14 protein-coding genes, 3 tRNA genes and 1 pseudogene are annotated in these 19,184 nt (G+C 74.5%); 8 read left to right on the top strand and 10 right to left on the bottom strand.

What is annotated here, in order from left to right; genetic code table 11:
- Positions 1-100: 100 nt before the first annotated feature.
- Positions 101-174: transfer RNA gene (locus ACIP37_RS07645), tRNA-Ile, on the bottom strand.
- 189 nt (positions 175-363) lie between these two features.
- On the opposite strand from ACIP37_RS07645, the gene ACIP37_RS07640 reads away from it, so the two are divergent.
- Positions 364-1,242, top strand: coding sequence for a trypsin-like serine peptidase (locus ACIP37_RS07640; RefSeq protein ID WP_400805421.1), 879 nt, complete (start codon positions 364-366; stop codon positions 1,240-1,242).
- A 107-nt stretch (positions 1,243-1,349) separates the two neighbouring features.
- Positions 1,350-2,102: a trypsin-like serine peptidase gene (locus tag ACIP37_RS07635; protein WP_400805420.1), complete on the top strand. Its 753-nt coding sequence runs from the start codon at positions 1,350-1,352 to the stop codon at positions 2,100-2,102.
- Between the two features lie 161 nt (positions 2,103-2,263).
- Here ACIP37_RS07635 and ACIP37_RS07630 read toward each other — a convergent pair.
- Positions 2,264-2,336, bottom strand: a tRNA-Asn gene (locus ACIP37_RS07630).
- A 61-nt stretch (positions 2,337-2,397) separates the two neighbouring features.
- Positions 2,398-2,470: transfer RNA gene (locus tag ACIP37_RS07625), tRNA-Asn, on the bottom strand.
- Positions 2,471-2,715: 245 nt separating this feature from the next.
- Here ACIP37_RS07625 and ACIP37_RS07620 point away from each other — a divergent pair.
- The 4 genes and pseudogenes from ACIP37_RS07620 to ACIP37_RS07605 form a co-directional block, all read left to right on the top strand.
- On the top strand, positions 2,716-3,021 hold the full coding sequence (locus ACIP37_RS07620; RefSeq protein WP_350878155.1) for a hypothetical protein: 306 nt from the start codon (positions 2,716-2,718) through the stop codon (positions 3,019-3,021).
- A gap of 107 nt (positions 3,022-3,128) precedes the next feature.
- On the top strand, positions 3,129-4,562 hold the full coding sequence (locus ACIP37_RS07615) for an FGGY family carbohydrate kinase (protein WP_363586322.1): 1,434 nt from the start codon (positions 3,129-3,131) through the stop codon (positions 4,560-4,562).
- Between the two features lie 134 nt (positions 4,563-4,696).
- Positions 4,697-6,100 (top strand): glutamate decarboxylase, encoded by a 1,404-nt coding sequence (locus ACIP37_RS07610; protein ID WP_400805418.1) that lies wholly within the window; start codon positions 4,697-4,699, stop codon positions 6,098-6,100.
- A 277-nt stretch (positions 6,101-6,377) separates the two neighbouring features.
- A pseudogene (locus ACIP37_RS07605) lies at positions 6,378-7,436 on the top strand (DUF2690 domain-containing protein); the annotation flags it as partial.
- 269 nt (positions 7,437-7,705) lie between these two features.
- Here ACIP37_RS07605 and ACIP37_RS07600 read toward each other — a convergent pair.
- The 5 genes from ACIP37_RS07600 to ACIP37_RS07580 form a co-directional block, all read right to left on the bottom strand.
- Positions 7,706-8,899 carry a sigma-70 family RNA polymerase sigma factor gene (locus tag ACIP37_RS07600; RefSeq protein WP_400805417.1) on the bottom strand — a complete coding sequence of 398 codons (1,194 nt, stop codon included), beginning with the start codon at positions 8,897-8,899 and terminating at the stop codon, positions 7,706-7,708.
- A 136-nt stretch (positions 8,900-9,035) separates the two neighbouring features.
- Positions 9,036-10,940, bottom strand: a complete 1,905-nt coding sequence (dnaG, locus tag ACIP37_RS07595) for a DNA primase (protein ID WP_363629250.1) — start codon at positions 10,938-10,940, stop codon at positions 9,036-9,038.
- A 131-nt stretch (positions 10,941-11,071) separates the two neighbouring features.
- Positions 11,072-12,385: a deoxyguanosinetriphosphate triphosphohydrolase gene (locus ACIP37_RS07590; RefSeq protein WP_363586325.1), complete on the bottom strand. Its 1,314-nt coding sequence runs from the start codon at positions 12,383-12,385 to the stop codon at positions 11,072-11,074.
- A gap of 175 nt (positions 12,386-12,560) precedes the next feature.
- Positions 12,561-13,526, bottom strand: a complete 966-nt coding sequence (locus ACIP37_RS07585) for an SGNH/GDSL hydrolase family protein (RefSeq protein WP_363586326.1) — start codon at positions 13,524-13,526, stop codon at positions 12,561-12,563.
- Positions 13,527-13,733: 207 nt separating this feature from the next.
- Positions 13,734-14,678, bottom strand: a complete 945-nt coding sequence (locus ACIP37_RS07580; protein WP_363586327.1) for a PAC2 family protein — start codon at positions 14,676-14,678, stop codon at positions 13,734-13,736.
- A gap of 645 nt (positions 14,679-15,323) precedes the next feature.
- On the opposite strand from ACIP37_RS07580, the gene ACIP37_RS07575 reads away from it, so the two are divergent.
- Positions 15,324-16,052 carry a GNAT family protein gene (locus tag ACIP37_RS07575; protein WP_363586328.1) on the top strand — a complete coding sequence of 243 codons (729 nt, stop codon included), beginning with the start codon at positions 15,324-15,326 and terminating at the stop codon, positions 16,050-16,052.
- A gap of 16 nt (positions 16,053-16,068) precedes the next feature.
- On the opposite strand, the gene ACIP37_RS07570 is transcribed toward ACIP37_RS07575, so the two are convergent.
- On the bottom strand, positions 16,069-17,328 hold the full coding sequence (locus ACIP37_RS07570) for an ADP-ribosylglycohydrolase family protein (RefSeq protein ID WP_400805414.1): 1,260 nt from the start codon (positions 17,326-17,328) through the stop codon (positions 16,069-16,071).
- 111 nt (positions 17,329-17,439) lie between these two features.
- Between ACIP37_RS07570 and ACIP37_RS07565 the strand changes: the two genes are divergently transcribed.
- Positions 17,440-18,435, top strand: a complete 996-nt coding sequence (locus ACIP37_RS07565; RefSeq protein WP_400843514.1) for a hypothetical protein — start codon at positions 17,440-17,442, stop codon at positions 18,433-18,435.
- A 30-nt stretch (positions 18,436-18,465) separates the two neighbouring features.
- On the opposite strand, the gene ACIP37_RS07560 is transcribed toward ACIP37_RS07565, so the two are convergent.
- Positions 18,466-18,981, bottom strand: a complete 516-nt coding sequence (locus ACIP37_RS07560) for a ribonuclease (protein WP_363586331.1) — start codon at positions 18,979-18,981, stop codon at positions 18,466-18,468.
- Positions 18,982-19,184: the final 203 nt, after the last annotated feature.

The raw sequence follows: 19,184 nt of genomic DNA, 5'->3' as shown, positions 1-19,184 counted from the left end.
CCGTCATCCGACGGCCATTCGCCTACAGTTCTCCCAGGCGAATTCGACATTTCCGCAGGTCAGTGGCCCCGCATGGCCCGATGGGGCATCAGATCCGGAGTGGGGCGGGTGGGACTCGAACCCACGACCAAGGGATTATGAGTCCCCTGCTCTAACCGGCTGAGCTACCGCCCCGGTTCGCCGCGTGCGCCGGTCGTCGACCACGGCAGCAGCAGACGGCCCCGAAAGGACGTCCCGCGCAGCATAGCCGGTCGATCACCCGTGGTGCGCGCCGGGGGCGCGCACGGGTGCGCACAGGCGTGCGCCTGTCCTGATTGCGCAGTTCGGGTGGCGCCCGGACGGCCGCACGGGCAGCCTGGACGGATGACGACACGTGGGACGGGAGCCGCGGCCGGGGCGCTCGCGGTGCTGCTGGCCGCGGCGGGCTGCACCACCTCCGCCGGGCCCGGCGGGGGCGCGCCGACGGTCAGCTCGGCTCCGGCCACCCGCTCCGCCCGTCCCTCCGGATCCGCCTCGGCCTCCGGCGGCGGCCACGGCTGGAACCGACAACGGCTCAGGGGCGCCGTCTCCAGGCACACCGGAGTCACCCGCACCGCCAGGCCCACCGTGCTCAACGGCCTGGTCGGCGCCGTCTTCACCCGCAACGCGGACGGCGACCACTTCTGCACCGCCAGCGTCGTCGACAGCGCCGGGCTCAACCTCATCGTCACCGCCGCGCACTGCGTCTGGGACCCCCAACTCGGCCAGCGCAGCGACCTCGTCTTCGTCCCCGGCTACCGTAACGGCGACACCCCCAGCGGCGTCTGGCCGCTGATCGCCGTCACCGTCGACGACGACTGGAAGGACCACGCCGACCCGGACGTGGACGTCGCCTTCGCCGTCGTCCAGGCCCAGAACGGGCAGCAGGTGCAGCAGGTGCTCGGCGCCAACAAGCTGGGCGTCGGCCTCGGCTACCAGCTGCCCGTGCGGATCACCGGCTACCCCGGCACCAGCGACGTCCCGATCACCTGCGCCAACAACACCACCGAGCAGAGCTCCACCCAGCTGCGGATCGACTGCCCCGACTACACCGGCGGCACCAGCGGCAGCCCCTGGGTGACCGACTTCGACCCGAGCACCAGGACCGGCACCGTGGTCGGCGTGATCGGCGGCTACCAGCAGGGCGGCGACAGCCCGGACACCTCGTACAGCAGCTACTTCGGCGACCGCGTCCAGGCGCTCTACGACCGGGCCACCGGCTGACCGGAGGGGCGGCGGTGGCGCCGCCGGGCACGGCCTGATAGATCTTCCTCTCGAACGGCGGAACGCACGGACCCGGTGCCCGCCCCGAGGAACGAGACGGAGCCCCGATGGCCCCCCGCCCGGCACGGCCCCCGCGCGCCGCACGGACGGTCGCGCTGGCGGCCCTGCTGCTCGCCGCCGGAACCGCGTGCGACGGGGGCGAGCAGGACCAGGCGCCCGCCGCCGAGGTCGCGCAGCAGAGCAGCACCCGCGACCGGATCGGCACCCTCTCGGTCCGCACCGCGCAGGGCCCCCGGGCCTGCACGGCGAGCGTCGTCCGCAGCCCCAGGCACAACCTGCTGGTCACCGCCGCGCACTGCGTGCAGAACCGCCGGATCGGCCTGCTGGACGGCCTGGTGTTCACCCCCGGCTACCGCAACGGCTTCATCCCGTACGGCAGTTGGCCGGTGAAGTCGATCACCGTCGACCCGCGCTGGGCGGACGACGACGACCCCGAGTACGACGTGGCCTTCGTCACCGTGGGCACGGTCGGCGGCAAGCAGGTCGAGGACGCCGTCGGCGGCAACCCGATCGCCACCGGCCAGGGCTTCGGGCTCGCCGTCTCGGTGACCGGCTACCCGAACGAGCGCGACGAGCCGATCACCTGCGCGGCCAGGACCCGCTCGCAGAGCCCGACCCAGGAGCGCTTCGACTGCGACGGCTACACCGACGGCACCAGCGGCAGCCCGTGGGTGACGGACAGCGGCGCGGTCGTGGGCGTGATCGGTGGCTACCAGGAGGGCGGCGAGACGGCCGGCACCTCCTACAGCGTCACCTTCGACCGGCGGGTCTCCGCGCTCTACCGGGAGGCGACCACCTGAACCCGGTCGGCGGCCACCCGGACCCGGGAGGCGGCCGTCCGGGCTCCGGAGGCGGCCGCCCGAGCCGCCCGGCCGTCGCGAGGTGACGAAGGCAACACGAAGGCCCCCCGGTCATCCGAGGGGCCTTCGCTCTGAGCAGTCACCGGGCGGACCCGATGAAGCTCCCGCATTTGGACTCGAACCAAAAACCTGCCGGTTAACAGCCGGCTGCTCTGCCAATTGAGCTATGCGGGATCGCGGTACCGAACTGCCGTACCACGGACGGGAGGAGGGCTCTTGCAAGACCTCTCCCGAGCTCCCCCAATTGGACTCGAACCAATAACCTGCCGATTAACAGTCGGCTGCTCTGCCAATTGAGCTATGGGGGATCGGCTTCCGCCTCGGCCCCCGGTTCCCCGGGCTCCTCGGCGCTCGCTGCGGGACATACATTAGCGCACTCGGGGGGGTGGTCCGCCAATCGCTTTCGCCGGACCGCCCCCGGGGCTCCCGCGCGGCCTCCCACCCGGCGTGCCCGGCGCGCGCCCCGCACGGCCCCCGGGGATGCTGGGGGCACGGACGGTTCGCCGTCCCGACGGACGGGTAGGGCAATGCGGCAGAAGGCCGCCAGGAGAGGGTGGATCCGATCATGTGGAAGCTGTCGTTGGCCGCGGGGTTCGCGGCCGGCTACGTCCTGGGCTCCCGGGCCGGGCGCCGGCGCTACGACCAGATCACGAAGGTCACCCGGCAGATCGCCCAGAACCCCACGGTGCAGGGCGCCGCCGACCGAGCCAGGCAGCAGGCCGGCGCGGTCGCCGGGAAGGCCGCCGGCGCCGTCGCGGACAAGGTCGGCGACCGGCTGCCGAACGCCGTCACCGACCGGGTGCCGTACTTCAACCGCTCCCGGGCCGAGGACGACGGCTGGGGTACCTTCCGCCCGTGACGGGACGGTGACGCCAGGGTGTACCAGGGCCCTGCGTCGAGTCCCGAACGGGCAACACCTCGCCCGGCCCGGACGCGTCCAGGGCCGGGCTGAGGCATGATCTCGGCATGGCCATCGTCGCGGGGATAGACAGCTCGACCAACCGCACCCGGATCGTCGCGTGCGACGCCGACACCGGCGCCGTCCTGCGCTCCGGCAAGGCGCCGCACCCCGTCCCCGAGGACCCGGACACCCGCCCCGGCGAGGCCGACCCACAGCTGTGGCTGCACTCGCTCGGCGACGCCGCCGCCGGCGGCCTGCTGGAGGGCGTCCGGGCCATCGGCGTCAGCGCGCAGCAGCACGGCATGATCGGCCTGGACGCGGGCGGCGTGCTGGTCCGGCCGGCGATCCTCTGGAACGACCCGCGCTCCGGCGGCGCCGCCGCCAAGCTGCTGGACGCGCTCGGCGGCCCGGCCGCCTGGACCGCCGCGATCGGCGCCGTCCCCAGCCCGACCTACACCATCGCCAAGCTGCGCTGGCTGGCCGAGTTCGAGCCGGCCAACGCCCGCCGGGTGGCCGAGGTGCTGCTCCCGCACGACTGGCTGGTCTGGCAGCTCCTCGGCCACCCCAGGCGCCGCACCACCGACCGGGGCGACGCCTCCGGCACCGGCTACTGGTCCCCGATCACCGGCGAGTACCGGCAGGACCTGGTCGAGCTGGCGCTCGGCCACGAGCTGCGGCTGCCCGAGGTGCTCGACCCCGCCGAACCCGCCGGGCACACCCCCGAGGGCCTGCTGATCTCGGCCGGCACCGGCGACAACATGGCCGCCGCGCTCGGCCTCGGGCTGCGCCCCGGCGACGCGGTGGTCTCGCTCGGCAGCGCCGGAACGATCTTCGCCGTGCACGACCAGGCCGTGGTGGACGCCACCGGGCTGATCTCCTCCTTCGCCGACGCCGCCGGCCGCCACCTCCCGATGGTCGCCACCCTCAACGCCGCCCAGGTGCTCCGCGCCACCGCCGCCATGCTCGGCCGGGACCTGGACGGCCTGAGCGACCTCGCCCTGCACTCCTCCCCCGGCGCGTACGGGCTGGTGCTCCTCCCCTACCTGGACGGCGAGCGGACGCCTGCCCTCCCGCACGCGGCCGGCACCCTGACCGGCCTGCGGGCCGAGTCGATGACACCGCAGCACCTGGCCCGGGCCGCCGTCGAGGGCATGCTGTGCAACATCGCGGACGCCCTCGACGTACTGCGCGCCCAGGGTGTCGCGGTGCGGCGGGTGTTCCTGCTCGGCGCGGCCGGGCGGCTGCCCGCCGTCCGGCACATCGCCCCGCCGCTGTTCGGCGTCCCGGTCGTGGTGCCGCCGCCGGGCGCCCACGCCGCCCGCGGGGCCGCCCGGCAGGCCGCCTGGGCACTGGCCGGCACCCCGGAGCCGCCGGAGTGGGAGCTGCCGGACGCCGAGACCGTCGAGCCGGACGGGGAGCAGGACCTGGCGATCGGGTCGGCGGTGCGCCAGCAGTACCGCGCCGCCCGCGAACAGATCCACCCGGAGACGGCGGCCTGACCCCGGCTGCGGCGGCCTCGCCGGCCGGGGACGGCGGCGCCCCCCCGGCCCCGGCCGGTGAAGATGCGTCACCCGGCGGCCGGTGGCAGCGTGGGACGGGACACGGCCACCGGCTCGAAGGGCGGCAGGACTCCATGGCGCTGCACAAGGGGGCCGGCAACGACCGCCGGCTGAGCATCGGTCCGCTCGTGGGCGCCGCCGACCCGCTGGGCTCGATGAAGCTGGCACCGCCGCTGCACCGGCTCGGCGAGGGGCCCGTCGCAGCCGACACCGCGTACCAGCTGATCCACGACGAGCTGATGCTGGACGGCAACGCCCGGCTCAACCTGGCGACCTTCGTCACCACCTCGATGGAGACGCAGGCCACCCGGCTGATGACCGAGTGCCTGGACAAGAACATGATCGACAAGGACGAGTACCCGCAGACCGCCGAACTGGAGCGGCGCTGCGTGGCGATCCTCGCCGACCTCTGGCACGCCCCCGACCCGGACGCCGCGGTCGGCTGCTCCACCACCGGTTCCAGCGAGGCCTGCATGCTGGCCGGCATGGCGCTCAAGCGCCGCTGGATGCGCCGCAACGCCGAGCGCTACGCGGCCGGGGCCCGGCCCAACCTGGTGATGGGCGTCAACGTGCAGGTGTGCTGGGAGAAGTTCTGCACCTTCTGGGAGGTCGAGGCCCGCACCGCGCCCATGGAGGGCGAGCGCTTCCACCTCGACGCCGAGCACGCGGTCGCGCTGTGCGACGAGGACACCATCGGCGTGGTCGGCATCCTCGGTTCCACCTTCGACGGCTCCTACGAGCCGATCGCGGAGATCTGCGCGGCCCTGGACGACCTCCAGCAACGCGCCGGCCTCGACGTCCCGGTGCACGTGGACGGCGCCTCCGGCGGCATGGTGGCGCCCTTCCTCGACCCCCAGGTGGTCTGGGACTTCCGGCTCCCCCGGGTCGCCTCGATCAACAGCTCCGGGCACAAGTACGGCCTGGTCTACCCCGGCGTCGGCTGGGCCCTGTGGCGCGACCAGGAGGCGCTGCCGGAGGAACTGGTCTTCCGGGTCAACTACCTCGGCGGCGAGATGCCGACCTTCGCGCTCAACTTCTCCCGCCCCGGCGCCGAGGTCGTCGCGCAGTACTACGTCTTCCTGCGGCTCGGCCGGGACGGCTTCCGGGCCGTCCAGGGCGCCTGCCGCGAGGTCGCCATCCACCTGTCCGAAGCGATCGGGCAGTTGGGCGGCTTCCGGCTGCTGACCCGCGGCGACCAGTTGCCGGTCTTCGCCCTCACCACCGCCGACGACGAGCCGTTCGACGTGTTCGACGTCTCGCGGCGGCTGCGCGAGCGCGGCTGGCAGGTGCCCGCGTACACCTTCCCCGCGAACCGGACGGACCTGTCGGTGCTCCGGGTGGTCTGCCGCAACGGCTTCTCGCTGGACCTCGCCGACCTGCTGCTGGCCGACCTCTCCCGGCTGCTGCCGGAGCTGCGGCGCCAGCCCGGCCCGCTCAAGGAGCTCGGGGTGCCGGCCCGGTCGGGCTTCCACCACTAGGCGTGTGGTCCACCGGGGCGTGAACGCGGTGGGACGTGAACGCAGTGGGCGTGATCACGGTGGGGCGTGATCACGGTGGGGAGGGCGCGGCGAAGCGCCCTCCCCACCGTGCGTCCCGGACGAACCGGGGCAGCCTCCCCCCGCGAGGCTGCCCCGGCCGGTGGGGGAATCGGGACGTGCTGCCGGAGCGGGGACCGGTGACCGGTCCGCGTCCGAACGACGCCGTCGGGCGGCGAACCGCGCCGACCAGAGAACTGTGCACGACGGACACGTGCACATGCGAGCGTTCCCGGGGGTTGTGAGACACTTCCGTCCGTCTCAGCGCCATGACCTGGGGTTTGGGACGCCGGACCGATGGGTTTGGAGAAGCGGAGACACCCGGACGGCCCCGGCCGGAGCCCGTTCCGCTCTCCCCGTCCCCCGTTCCCGTCTCGCACCGTTGGAAGGCCCCATGGGTTCCGCCTGGAAGAACCTGCCCGAAGAGCTGTCCGGACCCGCCCGGCTCCTGGCCGAGGAGCTCCGGGCCATCAAGGACGCCGCCGGACTCTCGCTGTCCGAGCTGGCCGCCCGGACGCACTACAGCCGGGCCTCCTGGGAGCGCTGGCTGAACGGCAAGCGGGTCATCACCGGGCAGGCGCTGGAGGCGCTGACCGGGGCGGTGGACTGCGACGGGCCGGCCCTGCGGGCGCTGTGGGAGCGGGCCGTGGCGGGGCCCGAGGAGGACGGCGAGCCCGCCGCCCCGGAGGAACCCGCCGCGCAGGCGGCCCCCGAGCAGGCCCCGGTGGCACAGCCCCCGACGGACCGGACCGGCGTGCCCGCCACCTCCGACGCACTTGCCGCCTCCGACGTGACCGACGTGACCGACGTGCTCGACCTGACCGCCGCACCCGGCGAACCCGGCGGCACCGTGCCGGCACCCGTGGCGTGGTGGCGGCGCCCGGCGACGCTGCTGACCGGCGCCGCCCTGCTGGTGGCCCTGCTGGTGCTGGTCGGCCTGCGGGCCACCCGGCACCAGGAGCAGCCGCAGACCGTCGCTGAGCCCGTCCCGACCGCCACCGCGGCCAAGCCCGTCCCGGGCGCTCCCGTCTGCCAGGCCGTCGGCTGCGCGCACAAGGACCCCAAGGCCACCGGCTGCGGCAAGGACGCCCGGACCCTGCAGACCGACGTCATCGGCAAGGTCGTCGTCTACCTCCGGTACAGCCAGACCTGCCAGGCGGCCTGGGCGGCGATCACCGAGGGTGAGCCGAACGACTACGCGACCATCACCGACGGCTCCGGCCAGAGCGAGACGGCACTCATCCACTGGGGCTACGACAACTACTCGTCGATGCTGGACGCGGCCGACCCGGCCGTCACCTTCCAGGTCTGCGGGTACCAGCCGGCCGGGCACGTCTGCACCTCGCCCGTCTCCGGCCTGGCCGCCGTGGTGGCCTCCACCCCGATCCCGATCGGCCCCGCCTCGCCGCCCCCGGGCACCGGCCCGGACGCGGCGGCCACCGACCCGCCGTCCCCGGCACAGCCGACCGCCGCAGAGCCGACCGCCGCGCAGCCCGCCGGCGCACAGCCCCCTCCCCGGGCCGGTCCTAGCCGATCCCGGTGGGCCGCTCAGTCGAGATACCCGCGCAGCTGCGCCGCGAAGGCGTGGTCGCGGAGCTTGATCAGCGTCTTCGACTCGATCTGGCGGATCCGCTCCCGGGTCACGCCGAACACCGCGCCGATCTCCTCCAGCGTGCGCGGGCGGCCGTCGTCCAGCCCGTAGCGGAGCTGGACGACCTGGCGCTCCCGCTCGCCCAGGGTGGCCAGGACCGCGTCCAGGTGCTGGCGCAGCAGCAGGAAGGTGGCGGACTCCGCGGGTGAGGCGGCGTCGGCGTCCTCGATCAGGTCGCCGAGCGCGACGTCGTCCTCCTCGCCGACCGGGGTGTGCAGCGAGATCGGCTCCTGGGCCAGCCGGAGCAGTTCGCGCACCCGTTCCTCGGTCAGCTCCAGGGCGGCGGCGATCCCGGCCGGAGTCGGTTCCAGCCCGCGCTCCTGCAGCAGGGCGCGCTGCACCCGGATCACCCGGTTGATCAGCTCGACCACGTGCACCGGCACCCGGATCGTCCGGGCCTGGTCGGCCAGCGCCCGGCTCATCGCCTGCCGGATCCACCAGGTCGCGTACGTGGAGAACTTGTAGCCGCGGGCGTAGTCGAACTTCTCCACCGCCCGGATCAGGCCCAGGTTGCCCTCCTGGATCAGGTCCAGCAGGGTCAGTCCGCGGCCGACGTAGCGTTTGGCGACGGACACCACCAGCCGCAGGTTCGCCTCGATCAGCCGGCGTTTGGCGATCCGGCCGCGCACCACCAGGGTGTCCAGTTCGCGGGCCAGCGGGTCGGGCGGCGGGGGGTCACCGTTCAGCCGCTCCTCGGCGAACAGGCCGACCTCGACCCGGCGGGCCAGCTCCACCTCCTCGGCGGCGGTGAGCAGGCGGACCCGGCCGATCTCGCGCAGGTACTGGCGGAGCAGGTCCGGCGCCGGGCCGGCGTCGCCCTCGGCCGGCGGGCGGGGCTCCTCCTCGTCCCCGTCGTCGGGCTCCGGACCCTCTGCGTCGGGGTCCGTCTCCGGGGCCTCGGGGTGGCCCTCCGGCACGCCTCGGGCGCCGTCCGGGGGCGCGGCCCCGGCCCGGCCGTGGTCCGTCTCCCGTTCCCCGGGCGGTGCGGCACTCAGCGCGCCGGGCGGTGCGGCGGTCGGGCTGGCGGTCGGACTGGCGGTCGGTGCGGCGGTCGGGCTGGAGGTCGCGGCGAAGCCTCGGTCCACGGGCATCCCTCGGGGCGGGCGCGACTCTGGCGGACCCGCGCTGAACGGAGGTGGGACGCCCTCCAGTGTGCGGTACGCCACACTCCGTGGCCGAGACTCGTGCGCCGACTTTCTGGGCCGCTCCCACGGCCCCGCCGCACTCCTACAGCCCCGCCGCGCCCTGGCTGCGGAGCTGCTGACCGTACTGCTGGAGCTGCCACAGCTCGGTCTGCACCGCGTGCTGCTGCTCGGCGTCGGCCCGGTGGCCGAGCCGCTGGAGGTAGCCGCGGACCTCGGCGATCCGCCGGTCCACCGCCAGCAGGCGCAGCTTGACCAGGAACTCCCCGGCGTAGACCGCGTCCACCTTCCGGCGGGAGCGCACCGGCTCGACGGTCAGCTCGGTGACCAGCGAGCGCACCTGGTCGTCCGGGGCCGCCTCGCGCACCGCGCTGGTGAAGTCGGGCAGCGTCGCCCCGTACGCGGCGCCGCCGGCCTTGGCGATGGCCTGCCGGACGGCGGTGTACGGCAGGGTGGGGAACTCGTCCTCGCCGTAGTGGTCGAAGGCCGGGCTGACCAGGTCCGGGTGCTGGAGCGCCAGCTTGAGCAGCTCCCGCTCGACGAACTGGGCCGGGTCGCGCGGGTTGAGCCGGAAGGCGGGCTGCGCCGGGCGCACCGGCACGGGCTCGACGCGGCGGCCGCGGTCGGCGCCCCGGGGGTTCTGCTGGCGCTCGCGGTCCCAGCGGGCCAGCTGGGAGACCCGGCGGACGACGAAGGGCTCGTCCAGGATGCCGAGCATGCCGGCCAGGCGGACGGCGTACTCGTGCTGGATCGAGCGGTCCTTGATCTTGGCGACGATCGGGGCCGCCTCCTCCAGGGCCGCCGACCGCCCCTCCGGCGTCTCCACCCGGTGCTTGGACACCGCCGAGACCAGCGCGAACTCGAACAGCGGGACGGGGTTGTCGATCAGCTGCTTGACCGCCTCGTCGCCCTGGGCCAGACGCAGCTCGCACGGGTCCATGCCGCCCGGGCTGACCGCGATGGAGGTCTTGGCGGCGAACTTCTGGTCGTCCTCGAAGGCCCGCAGGGCGGCCTTCTGACCGGCCGCGTCGCCGTCGAAGGTGAAGACCGTCTCGCCGCGGTACTGCGAGGTGTCCATCAGCAGCCGACGGATGATCTTGATGTGGTCCTCGGCGAAGGCCGTACCGCAGGTGGCCACCGCCGAGGTGACCCCCGCCAGGTGGCAGGCCATCACGTCGGTGTAGCCCTCGACCACGACCGCGCGGCCCGACTTGGCGATCTCCTTCTTCGCCAGGTCGATGCCGTACAGCACGTGCGACTTCTTGTAGATCGGCGTCTCGGGGGTGTTCAGGTACTTCGGGCCGTTGTCGTCCTCGCGCAGGCGGCGGGCGCCGAAGCCGACCACCTCGCCCGCGATGTCCCGGATCGGCCAGACCAGCCGGCCCCGGAAGCGGTCGATCAGGCCGCCGCGCTGGCCCTGCGAGGCCAGGCCGCCGAGCAGGATCTCCTTGTCGGTGAAGCCCTTGCCGCGCAGGTAGCGGACCAGGTGCTCCCAGCCCACCGGGGCGTAGCCGACGCCGAAGGTCTTCGCGGCCTCCTCGTCGAAGCCGCGCTCGGCCAGGAAGCGGCGGCCGATCTCCGCCTCCGCCGAGGCCAGCTGCTCCCGGTAGTAGGCGGCGGCCACCTTGTGCGCCTCGACCAGGCGGGTCCGCTCGCCCTGCTGGTGGCGGGGGCTGTAGCCGCCCTCCTCGTAGCGCAGGGTGATGCCGGCCTGGGCGGCCATCCGCTCGACGGCCTCGGCGAAGGTGAAGTGCTCGATCTTCATCAGGAAGGCGATGGTGTCGCCGTTCTCCTGGCAGCCGAAGCAGTGGAAGACGCCCTTGGCGGGGTTCACGTAGAACGAGGCGGACTTCTCGTCGTGGAAGGGGCAGACGCCCTTGTACTCGCCGCCGCCACCGTTGGTGAGCTGAACGTAGTCGCCGACCACGGCGTCGATCGGCAGTGCGCTGCGCACCGCTTGTACGTCTTCGTCCCTGATCCGCCCGGCCACCCCGGAAGTCTACTGGGGTGGCCGGGGTTTCCCGGCGGTCCGGTCGCGCCGGGACCGGCCCGCCGCGCGCGGTCGGACGCCGGGCGGTTGCGCCTGGGCGGTCGGACGCCGGGCGCCGGGGCCGCGGGCGGTCAGGCCCAGGCGGCGCCGACGAGCCTGGCGTGCAGGGCGAGGGCGGAGGCGTCGGTGAGGGTGGCGATCTGGTCGATGACCGCGCGCAGGGCGGCCCGGTCGTCCTCGGCCTCGCGGTAGAGCGCGCCGAACACCGGGTCCAGGCCCTCGGGGGCGCGCTGGGTGAGCACGTACGCCAGCTCGGCGATCACGATCCGCTGGCGGGCCCGCAGCTGGGCCTGCTCGTCGCGCTGCATCACGAAGCGGACGGCGACCGCCTTGAGCACCGCGACCTCCAGCCGGACGCCCCGCGGCACCACCAGCTCGGCCGTGTACCGGGTGAGCCGGCCGGGGCCGTAGCGGGCCCGGGTGGCCTGCTCGGCGGCCAGGCAGAAGCGGCCGATCAGCTGGCTGGTGAGGTCCTTCAGCCCGGCCCGGGCGCGGGCCGTGCCGTCGTACTCCTGGGGCCACCGGTCCTGGGCGAGCAGCCGGTCGAGGGCGGCGGCCAGCTCCTCCGGCTCGGCGTCCGGGGCGTAGCGCTCGGCGACCTTGAAGAGTTCGGCCCGCTCGCTCGGCGCCCGCAGCACGGCCGGGTCGATGTGGCCGGCCTGGAGGCCGTCCTCGACGTCGTGGGTCGAGTACGCGACGTCGTCGGACCAGTCCATGACGGTGGCCTCGAAGCACTTGCGCCCGGCCGGGGAGCCGGCCCGCAGCCAGCGGAACACCGGCAGGTCGTCGGCGTAGACGCCGTACTTGGGCGAGGCCGGGTCGGTGGGGTGGGCGCCGCGCGTCCACGGGTACTTGGTGGCGGCGTCGAGAGCGGCGCGGGTCAGGTTGAGGCCGACGCTGCGGCCGGGCCAGGGGGCGAGCCGAGCGGCGGGGTGCTCACCCTCCGGGGCGAAGCGCTTGGGTTCGAGCCGGGTGAGGATGCGCAGCGACTGCGCGTTGCCCTCGAAGCCGCCGCAGGCCTCGGCGGCCTGGTCGAGCGCCTCCTCGCCGGTGTGGCCGAACGGCGGGTGGCCGATGTCGTGGGCCAGGCAGCCGGCCTCCACGAGGTCCGGGTCGCAGCCCAGGGCGGCGCCCAACTCCCGCCCCACCTGGGCGCATTCGAGGGAGTGGGTGAGCCGGGTGCGGGGGAAGTCGCTGCGCATCGGGGCAACCACCTGGGTGGTGCCGGCCAGCCGCCGCAGCGCCGCCGAGTGCAGCACCCGGGCGCGGTCGCGCTGGAACGCCGTGCGGCCGGGGCGCTTGTCCGGTTCGGGGACCCAGCGGGCCTCGGCGGCGTGGTCGTACGGGAGCGGGGCGGCGGCGAGGCGGTGCGCGGTGTCATCCATATGCCCCTCACGGTACGCCGCGCCCCCGACAGCCGGGGTGTGCCGCGCACGAAGGGGCGTGGGCCGGAGCGTGAATCCTGCGGTACGCGCTGATGTCCGCCCCGGCCCCGGTGACGCGCTGATGTCCGCCCCGGCCCGCCGGGCGCCGCCTGCGGTCCGGCCCCGGCCTCCGGCCTCAGCCGCGGACGGCCTTGAGGACGACGGCGGCCACCGCCTCCTGCCCCTTGGCGTTGGGGTGGATCGCCGCCAGGCCCGGGGCCGGGAAGGGCGGTTCGACCCAGCGGGTGGCCTCGCCCGCGCACATGTCGTGCCCGGCCGAGGGGGCGGCCGCGTCCACGAACACCGCGCCCGCGCCCGCCGCCCGCCGCTTGAGCATGCTGTTGAGCTGCTGCTCCTTCTCCGAGAGGAAGCCCAGGTCCCCGGCCGCGACCGCCTTGCCCAGCACCGGCCGGCAGCTCGCCGGGTCGGCCGGGAGCAGCGTCGGGTACCCGATCACGTAGACCCGGGCCTGCGGGGAGCGGTGCTTGATGTCCTGCAGGATCCTGCCGAGTTGCTCACCGGCCGCGTCGACCTTGCGCTGCACCTCGTCCGTCCCGCCGGAGGCGTAGTGCTCGCGGCAGGGCGAGGAGGCGCGGGTGGCGCCGACGATGCCCTTCACCGCGTCCACCAGGTTCTCCTTGGCGCACTCCTTGACGACCTCCATGAAGCCCGCGTCGTTGCCGCCGATGCCGACCGTCACCAGGCGGGTGGCCGAGGTCAGCGCGTCCAGCTGGGGCGGGTTGGTGCCGTGGTCGGTCTCCTGGGCGCCGGTCAGATCCCCGGTGCGGGCGCCGCTGCAACTGACGTCCTGGAACTGGCCTGCCGGCAGCCCGAGTCCCTTCGCCACCAGGGACGGGTAGTTGACCCCCGAGCGGGAGCAGCCCTTCGGCTCGCCCACCTGCGGGGCGATCTTCAGGCCGGCGGTGTACGAGTCGCCGAGGGCCACGTACGGGCCGTTCGGCGGCGGCGTGGACTTGGCGTTCTTGGCGGGCAGCGCGCCCGCGAAGCCCTCCGTCCCGCCGTCCGGAGCGGTGCACCCGGCGAGCAGCAGCGCGGCGAGCCCGGCCGTCAGGGCGACGGCCGGGCGGATGGTCCTGGACATGGTCGTGGGCATGGCATCCCCCCGGGGGATAGGCGTCACGGGCAGCTCCGTACGGCGGCGCGTCCCCCGACGCCGCCACCACCAACGAACGGGGCCCGCGAATGACTCCCGTGACTCCCGGCCGCCGCCGACCCGGCCGGTTCCCGCCGCTACGGGGCCGATTCCGCGCCTGACCCGCTCCCCGCCCGGACCTGTTCCGCGCCGGACCTACTCCGCGCCGCGCTCGTGCTCGGCCAGGAACTGCTCGAAGCGCCGCCCCAGCTCGTCCGCCGACGGCAGGTCCACCGGCTCGGCCAGCAGGCTCTCCCGACCCTCCGCCCCCGCCACCGCGTCGTACTGGCCCTCCATGCCGCGGATCGCCGAGCGCAACTCGCCGTCCCCGTGCGCCAGCTGCTCCTCGATGTCGGCGTACACCTCGCCGACCCGCTCGCGCAGCCGGGTGCCCGGCAACACCAGGCCGGTGGCGGACTGCACCGCCTCCAGGATCAGCACGGCGGCCGCCGGGTACTCCGAGCGTGCCACGTAGTGCGGGACGTGCACGGCGAAGCCCAGCACGTCGTGCCCGGCCTCGGCCAGGCGGTACTCCAGCAGCGCCTGGGCGCTGCCCGGGACCTGCGCCTGCTCGAACCACTGCGGGTAGCCGGCCGCCAGGTCCAGCCGGTTGCCGTGCGGGGTCAGGCCGACCGGGCGGGTGTGCGGCACGCCCATCGGGATGCCGTGGAAGTCCACCGCCAGCCGGACCTCGAAGCGCTCCACCAGCTCGCGGACGGCGCCGGCGAAGCGCTCCCACTCGACGTCCGGCTCGGGGCCGGTGAGCAGCAGGAACGGCGCGCCGGCGCCGTCGCGGACGAGCTGGAGCAGGATCTCCGGCGGCTCGTAGGACGCCCACTGGTCCCGGTCGAAGACCATCGCGGGGCGGCGCGCCCGGTAGTCGACCAGGCGGTCGTGGTCGAAACGGGCCACCACCTGCGGCGAGCCCGTCTCCAGGAGGTGGGCCACCACCTGGCCGCCGGCCTCGCCGGCGTCCATGAAGCCCTCGAAGTGCTGGAGCAGCACGAGGCCCGCACCGGTGTCGCGCAGCTCCGCGGTGGCCGCGGCCACCGCGGCCACGCCCTGCTGATCCAGCTCGTACAGCGCCTGGAAGTCACGCACCGCGCACCCAACCCCGTTCTCTACTCGTCACGACGTACCGGCTTCTCGTCCTCTCCAGCGTGCCGGGCGCCGCCGGAATTCCCGACCCTCCCGGCGGCGGGTCCGGCGTCCTCTCCGGACCGCTCCGGACCATGATCGCACCCGGGTGGAAAGCCCCTGGTCACGGGTGTTCAACGGCCCGTCCGGGGGCGGGTCGCAGCGGCCCGCACCGCCATTCGCGTGCCGGGAAGTGACGCACCGCCTTCTGACGGGTATCGTCCTCTCGCTGCCTCGCATCGTCGCGTCGTCGTCACGTCGTCCCGTAACGCCGTCGGCCACGTCCCGGACCGGTGCTCGGCCAGCCCACACGACGCATCTTGCCTTCATCTGGCCGCCTGTTTCCTTCGCGCTCCCGTTTCCTCATCGGCCATCTCGCGGACGCACGCTGTCCCCTCGCTCATCCCCGCCGGACCGGTCCGTGGACCCGAGTCCGTTCCGGCACCGCGCTGCCCGCCTCCGGGCCGCCGCCCCCGCCCCGCCCGACCGGCTCTCCGGCGTGCGCGGGTACCGGCGGGCGTGCTCCGGGGCCGGGGCGACTGTCCCTGCCTCCCGAGCCGTACCCCGGCACGGTAGGCACCCTCCGACCGATGAAGGACCGAAGGTTCCGTGCCCGTACCTGTCATCCTCACCGGCCGCACCGTGCGGCTGGAGCCCCTCGCCGCGCACCATGCCTCGGCCATCGCCGAGGCCGGCGCCGAGGACCGTACGACCTACGCCTTCACGCCCGTCCCGCACGGCCTCGAAGCGGCCCGCGACTACATCGCGCGCGCCCTCGCCGACCAGGCCGCGGGCCGGTCGCTGCCGTTCGCGACGGTGAACGTGGCGGACGGCCGGGTCGTCGGCTCCACCCGATTCCTGGAACTCGACTACTGGCGGGGGCCGATGGTCTGGCCACCGGTGCCCGGGGTGCCGTTCGGCGACCCGGCCACGGCCGTCCCGGACGCCGCCGAGATCGGCAACACCTGGCTCTCGCCGCGTGCCCAGGGCACCGGCATCAACACCGAGGCCAAGCTGCTGATGCTGCGCCACGCCTTCGAGACCTGGGGGGTGCAGCGGATCTCGCTGCGCGCCGACGCCCGCAACCAGCGCTCGCGCACCGCCATCGAGCGGCTCGGCGCCACCTCCGAAGGCGTCCGCCGGGCCCACTCGCGCGGGCTCGACGGGGTGGTGCGCTCGACCGCGTTCTACTCGATCCTCGACGACGAGTGGCCCGCGGTGCGGGACATCATCGAGCTGCGGATCGCCGCCGCCACCTCGCCCAGCGCCCCGGATCCGGCGATCAACCAGGAGTGCCTTAGACACGGCGGCGGTCCCGGGCACCTGATCACGGCCTGAAACGGTCCGAAGGGGGCTACGGCCGCCACCCGTAGCCCCTGGCGGCCAGGCCGAGGACCCGTGCGAGGAGCTCCGGATCGGCAGCTCCCCGGAAGCGGTCGGGGTGCGCCTCGGCCAGCGCCGACCCGGGCCGCCAGCCGCCGCGCACCGGGGTGACCCGGACGCTCCAGATCTCGAAGCCGGTCCAGCTGCGGTGCAGGCGCAGCACGCCCTCGGCGGTGTGGGACACCCACTTGTCCTCCATCTCCCGGGGGCGCAGCCCGGCCCGGATCCGCTGCCACTCCTCGTCCGTCCAGACCACGTCCGGCACCGGGCAGGCGCGGGGCAGCAGCATGGGCTTCAGGCGGCCCTCCCTCTCCGGGGCGGGCCGGACGCCGCCCGGCTCGGGGAACGCCCAGCCGGGCAGCGGTTCGCGGGCGGCCAGCCAGGCGGCCGGAATGCCCTCGGTCCCGGTGTGCGCGGCTACCACTCCCCCGGTGATCGCGGCCACCGTGTCCATGTCGCCGCCGGCCGCGACCGCCTCCCGGACGGCGGCCGGATAGTCGCTCAGGTGCCGGGCGGCGCACCACAGGGCGTACGGGACGGTGTCGACGGCGGACGTCCGGCTGCCGTTGCCCAGGATCTCGGCGGCGGCCCTCGGGTCCGGTTCGGCGAGCAGCTGGACCGCCTCGGTGAGGCCGTCACGGACGGCGCCGTAAGGGGTGAGGGAGATCACCGCCTCCAGGAAGGACTCCGGCGTCGTCGCCCCGGTGCGCGCCCGCACCGCGTACGCGGTGGCCACCGCGACCGCGATGGCGCCGTCCACCGCCTGCGGGTGGGTGTGGGTGATCACGGCGGTGTCGGCGGCGGGCCGGACCGCGGCGGCCGGGTCCTCGGCGTACGCCGCCCCCAGCGGGGCGACCCGCATCGCGGCGCCGTTGCCGTACGAGCCCTGGCCGTCGAAGAGTTCGGCCGCCAGGGCCTTCGCGTCACCGCCCTCCCGGACCAGCCGCAGCATCCGGTTGGCGGCCGGACCGTACCCGCGGTCGAAGTCGTGGCGCCGGGCGAAGGCGTGGGTGAGGTCGAAGGTGTCGATCGTGCCGCGTTCGGTGTGCGCGGCGTACACCGAGCACGCCATCTCGGTGTCGTCGGTCCACGGCCAGGGGCCGGGCGGGTCGGTGCGGGCGGCGAAATGGGCGGCGGCGGTGGCCGGGACGAAGAGCTGTGCACCGTAGGCATCGCCTACCGAAAGGCCGTTGAGCGCGTCGAGCGCGGGGCCGGTGGGTGGAGTCGTCATATGGCCCTCAGCTCAGTGGTTCGACCGGCGCTCCGTCAACCTCATTCTCGTAGGCTCCCCCGACGAGCGATGTTTCGCATACATCCGATCATGGTGGGCAGCACCCGGGGCATGACCCGCGTGAACCCGCTCGACCCCGTCGTGCTGCTCGGCGCCGACCAGCAGCACATCGTCACCCGGGCGCAACTGCGCCGGCTCGGAGTGCCGTCCGGCACCATCGCCCACCGGCTGCGCCCCGACGGGCCCTGGCAACAGGTGCTGCCCCGGGTGATCTGCCTGCAGTCCGGCCGATTGACGGCGCATCAACGGCTGCGCGCCGCGCTGGCGTACGCGAGCCCCAAGGGGCGGGCGCCGCAGGCCGGGGAGGTGCTGCTGACCGGGGACGCGGTGCTGGCCGACGTGGGGCTGCCGAGCGCCGGACACCCGACCGACCTGGCCCGGATCGACGTCCTGATTCCCGCCCAACGCCGGGTCCGCGACCGCGAGTTCGTCCGGATCCACCGGTCGGTCGGGCCACTGCCGGGCGGCTTCGAGCGGGACGACGGGCTGTGGAGCACCACCGTCGCCCGGGCGCTGGCCGACCTCGCGCCGGGCGAGACCGGGCAGCACCGGTTCCGGGCGCTGTGCGCGGAGGCCGTCCAGCGGCGGCACTGCGAACTCGGCGAGCTGCTGGACCACTTGCTGGCCCGGCCGGGCGCGCTCGGACTGCCGCAGGTGGCCCGGGTGGTGGAGGACCTCACCGCCGGAGTGCGATCGGTGGTGGAGGGCGAGGCCCGCGAACTCCTCGCGCACGCGGGCCTGCCCGAGCCGCTGTGGAACCCGGTGCTCTTCCTGGACGGCCGCTTCCTCGCCGTCCCGGACGCCTACTGGCCGCACGCCTGCGTGGCGTTGGAGATCGACTCCCGCGCCTGGCACCTGCGCCCCGCCGACCACGAACGCGGCCTGGCCCGCGCCAACCGGCTGACCGCCGTCGGGCTCCCCGTGGTCCGCACCACCCCGGTCCAGCTCCGGCGCGACCCCGTCCCGGTGTTCCACGAGCTGACCGCCCTCCTCACCACCGGCCCGCACGGCCCCCACCGCCGGATCAGCTGGCGCCGGGCCCGGTGAGGGGTGCGGGGTGTCACGCGACTCGAGGTGTCAGCAGCGCGGGTCGATCTCCTGGAAGGTCCCGTAGTGGTCCGGCGACCAGTACTGCTCGCCGGAGCCGCCGGTGACCACGCGGCGGGTGCCGCGGTCGTTGGATCCCGGGGTGACCACGGTGAACTCGTGGTAGTAGCCGCCGGACTTCTTCGGCAGACGGCTCTCGCGGTTCTCGAAGACGATGCCGTCGCGGTTGTACGGGTACGGGCCGTTCTTGGCGATCAGGCCGAGGGTGTCCTGGGCCTGGCTGGGGAGCTTGCTGCGGCAGACGTCGGCGAGCGCCGGGTCGGCGGGCACCCAGGTGCCGCTCGGGGCGGGGGTGCCGCCGGCGGGCGGGGACGGCTTGGGGGCCGAGGACTTGGGGGCCGAGGCGCCCGCCGAGGTGGCGGTGGAGCTCGCGGCGGCCTTGGGGTGGCTGCTGCCGCCCTTGCCGGCGAGCAGGTACCCGATGCCGGCGACGAGGGCCAGGATCAGGACGGCCACGACGACGAGCGGGCTTTTACGTCTGGTCATGCGCCCCAGCTTGGCAGGCCCGCGGGCACCGCCCGGCCAGCTACACACGTGGCCGCCGCCACATCCGGCCGGCCGGGGACGGGCGGCCGGGCACAGACGGACGGCCGGGCGGGGACGGACGCCATTGTCCGTTCCCGCCCGGCCGTTGTTACGTACGCCGGTTCTCCTGCGCCGAGCTCCGGTGTACGCCCTCCCGACGGGGA

Source organism: Kitasatospora sp. NPDC088861 (assembly GCF_044750105.1).
Classification (GTDB): Bacteria; Actinomycetota; Actinomycetes; order Streptomycetales; family Streptomycetaceae; genus Kitasatospora.
The sequence above is the reverse complement of the archived record's forward strand: the minus strand, read 5'-3'. Positions and strand labels throughout refer to the sequence as shown.

What these genes read in the sequence shown, in the direction of transcription:
- ACIP37_RS07640 (WP_400805421.1), top strand. Translation starts at nt 364, where the DNA reads ATGACGACACGTGGGACGGGAGCCGCGGCCGGGGCGCTCGCGGTGCTG.
- ACIP37_RS07635 (WP_400805420.1), top strand. Translation starts at nt 1,350, where the DNA reads ATGGCCCCCCGCCCGGCACGGCCCCCGCGCGCCGCACGGACGGTCGCG.
- ACIP37_RS07615 (WP_363586322.1), top strand. Translation starts at nt 3,129, where the DNA reads ATGGCCATCGTCGCGGGGATAGACAGCTCGACCAACCGCACCCGGATC.
- ACIP37_RS07610 (WP_400805418.1), top strand. Translation starts at nt 4,697, where the DNA reads ATGGCGCTGCACAAGGGGGCCGGCAACGACCGCCGGCTGAGCATCGGT.
- ACIP37_RS07600 (WP_400805417.1), bottom strand. Translation starts at nt 8,899, where the DNA reads ATGCCCGTGGACCGAGGCTTCGCCGCGACCTCCAGCCCGACCGCCGCA.
- ACIP37_RS07590 (WP_363586325.1), bottom strand. Translation starts at nt 12,385, where the DNA reads ATGGATGACACCGCGCACCGCCTCGCCGCCGCCCCGCTCCCGTACGAC.
- ACIP37_RS07585 (WP_363586326.1), bottom strand. Translation starts at nt 13,526, where the DNA reads ATGTCCAGGACCATCCGCCCGGCCGTCGCCCTGACGGCCGGGCTCGCC.
- ACIP37_RS07570 (WP_400805414.1), bottom strand. Translation starts at nt 17,328, where the DNA reads ATGACGACTCCACCCACCGGCCCCGCGCTCGACGCGCTCAACGGCCTT.
- ACIP37_RS07565 (WP_400843514.1), top strand. Translation starts at nt 17,440, where the DNA reads ATGACCCGCGTGAACCCGCTCGACCCCGTCGTGCTGCTCGGCGCCGAC.
- ACIP37_RS07560 (WP_363586331.1), bottom strand. Translation starts at nt 18,981, where the DNA reads ATGACCAGACGTAAAAGCCCGCTCGTCGTCGTGGCCGTCCTGATCCTG.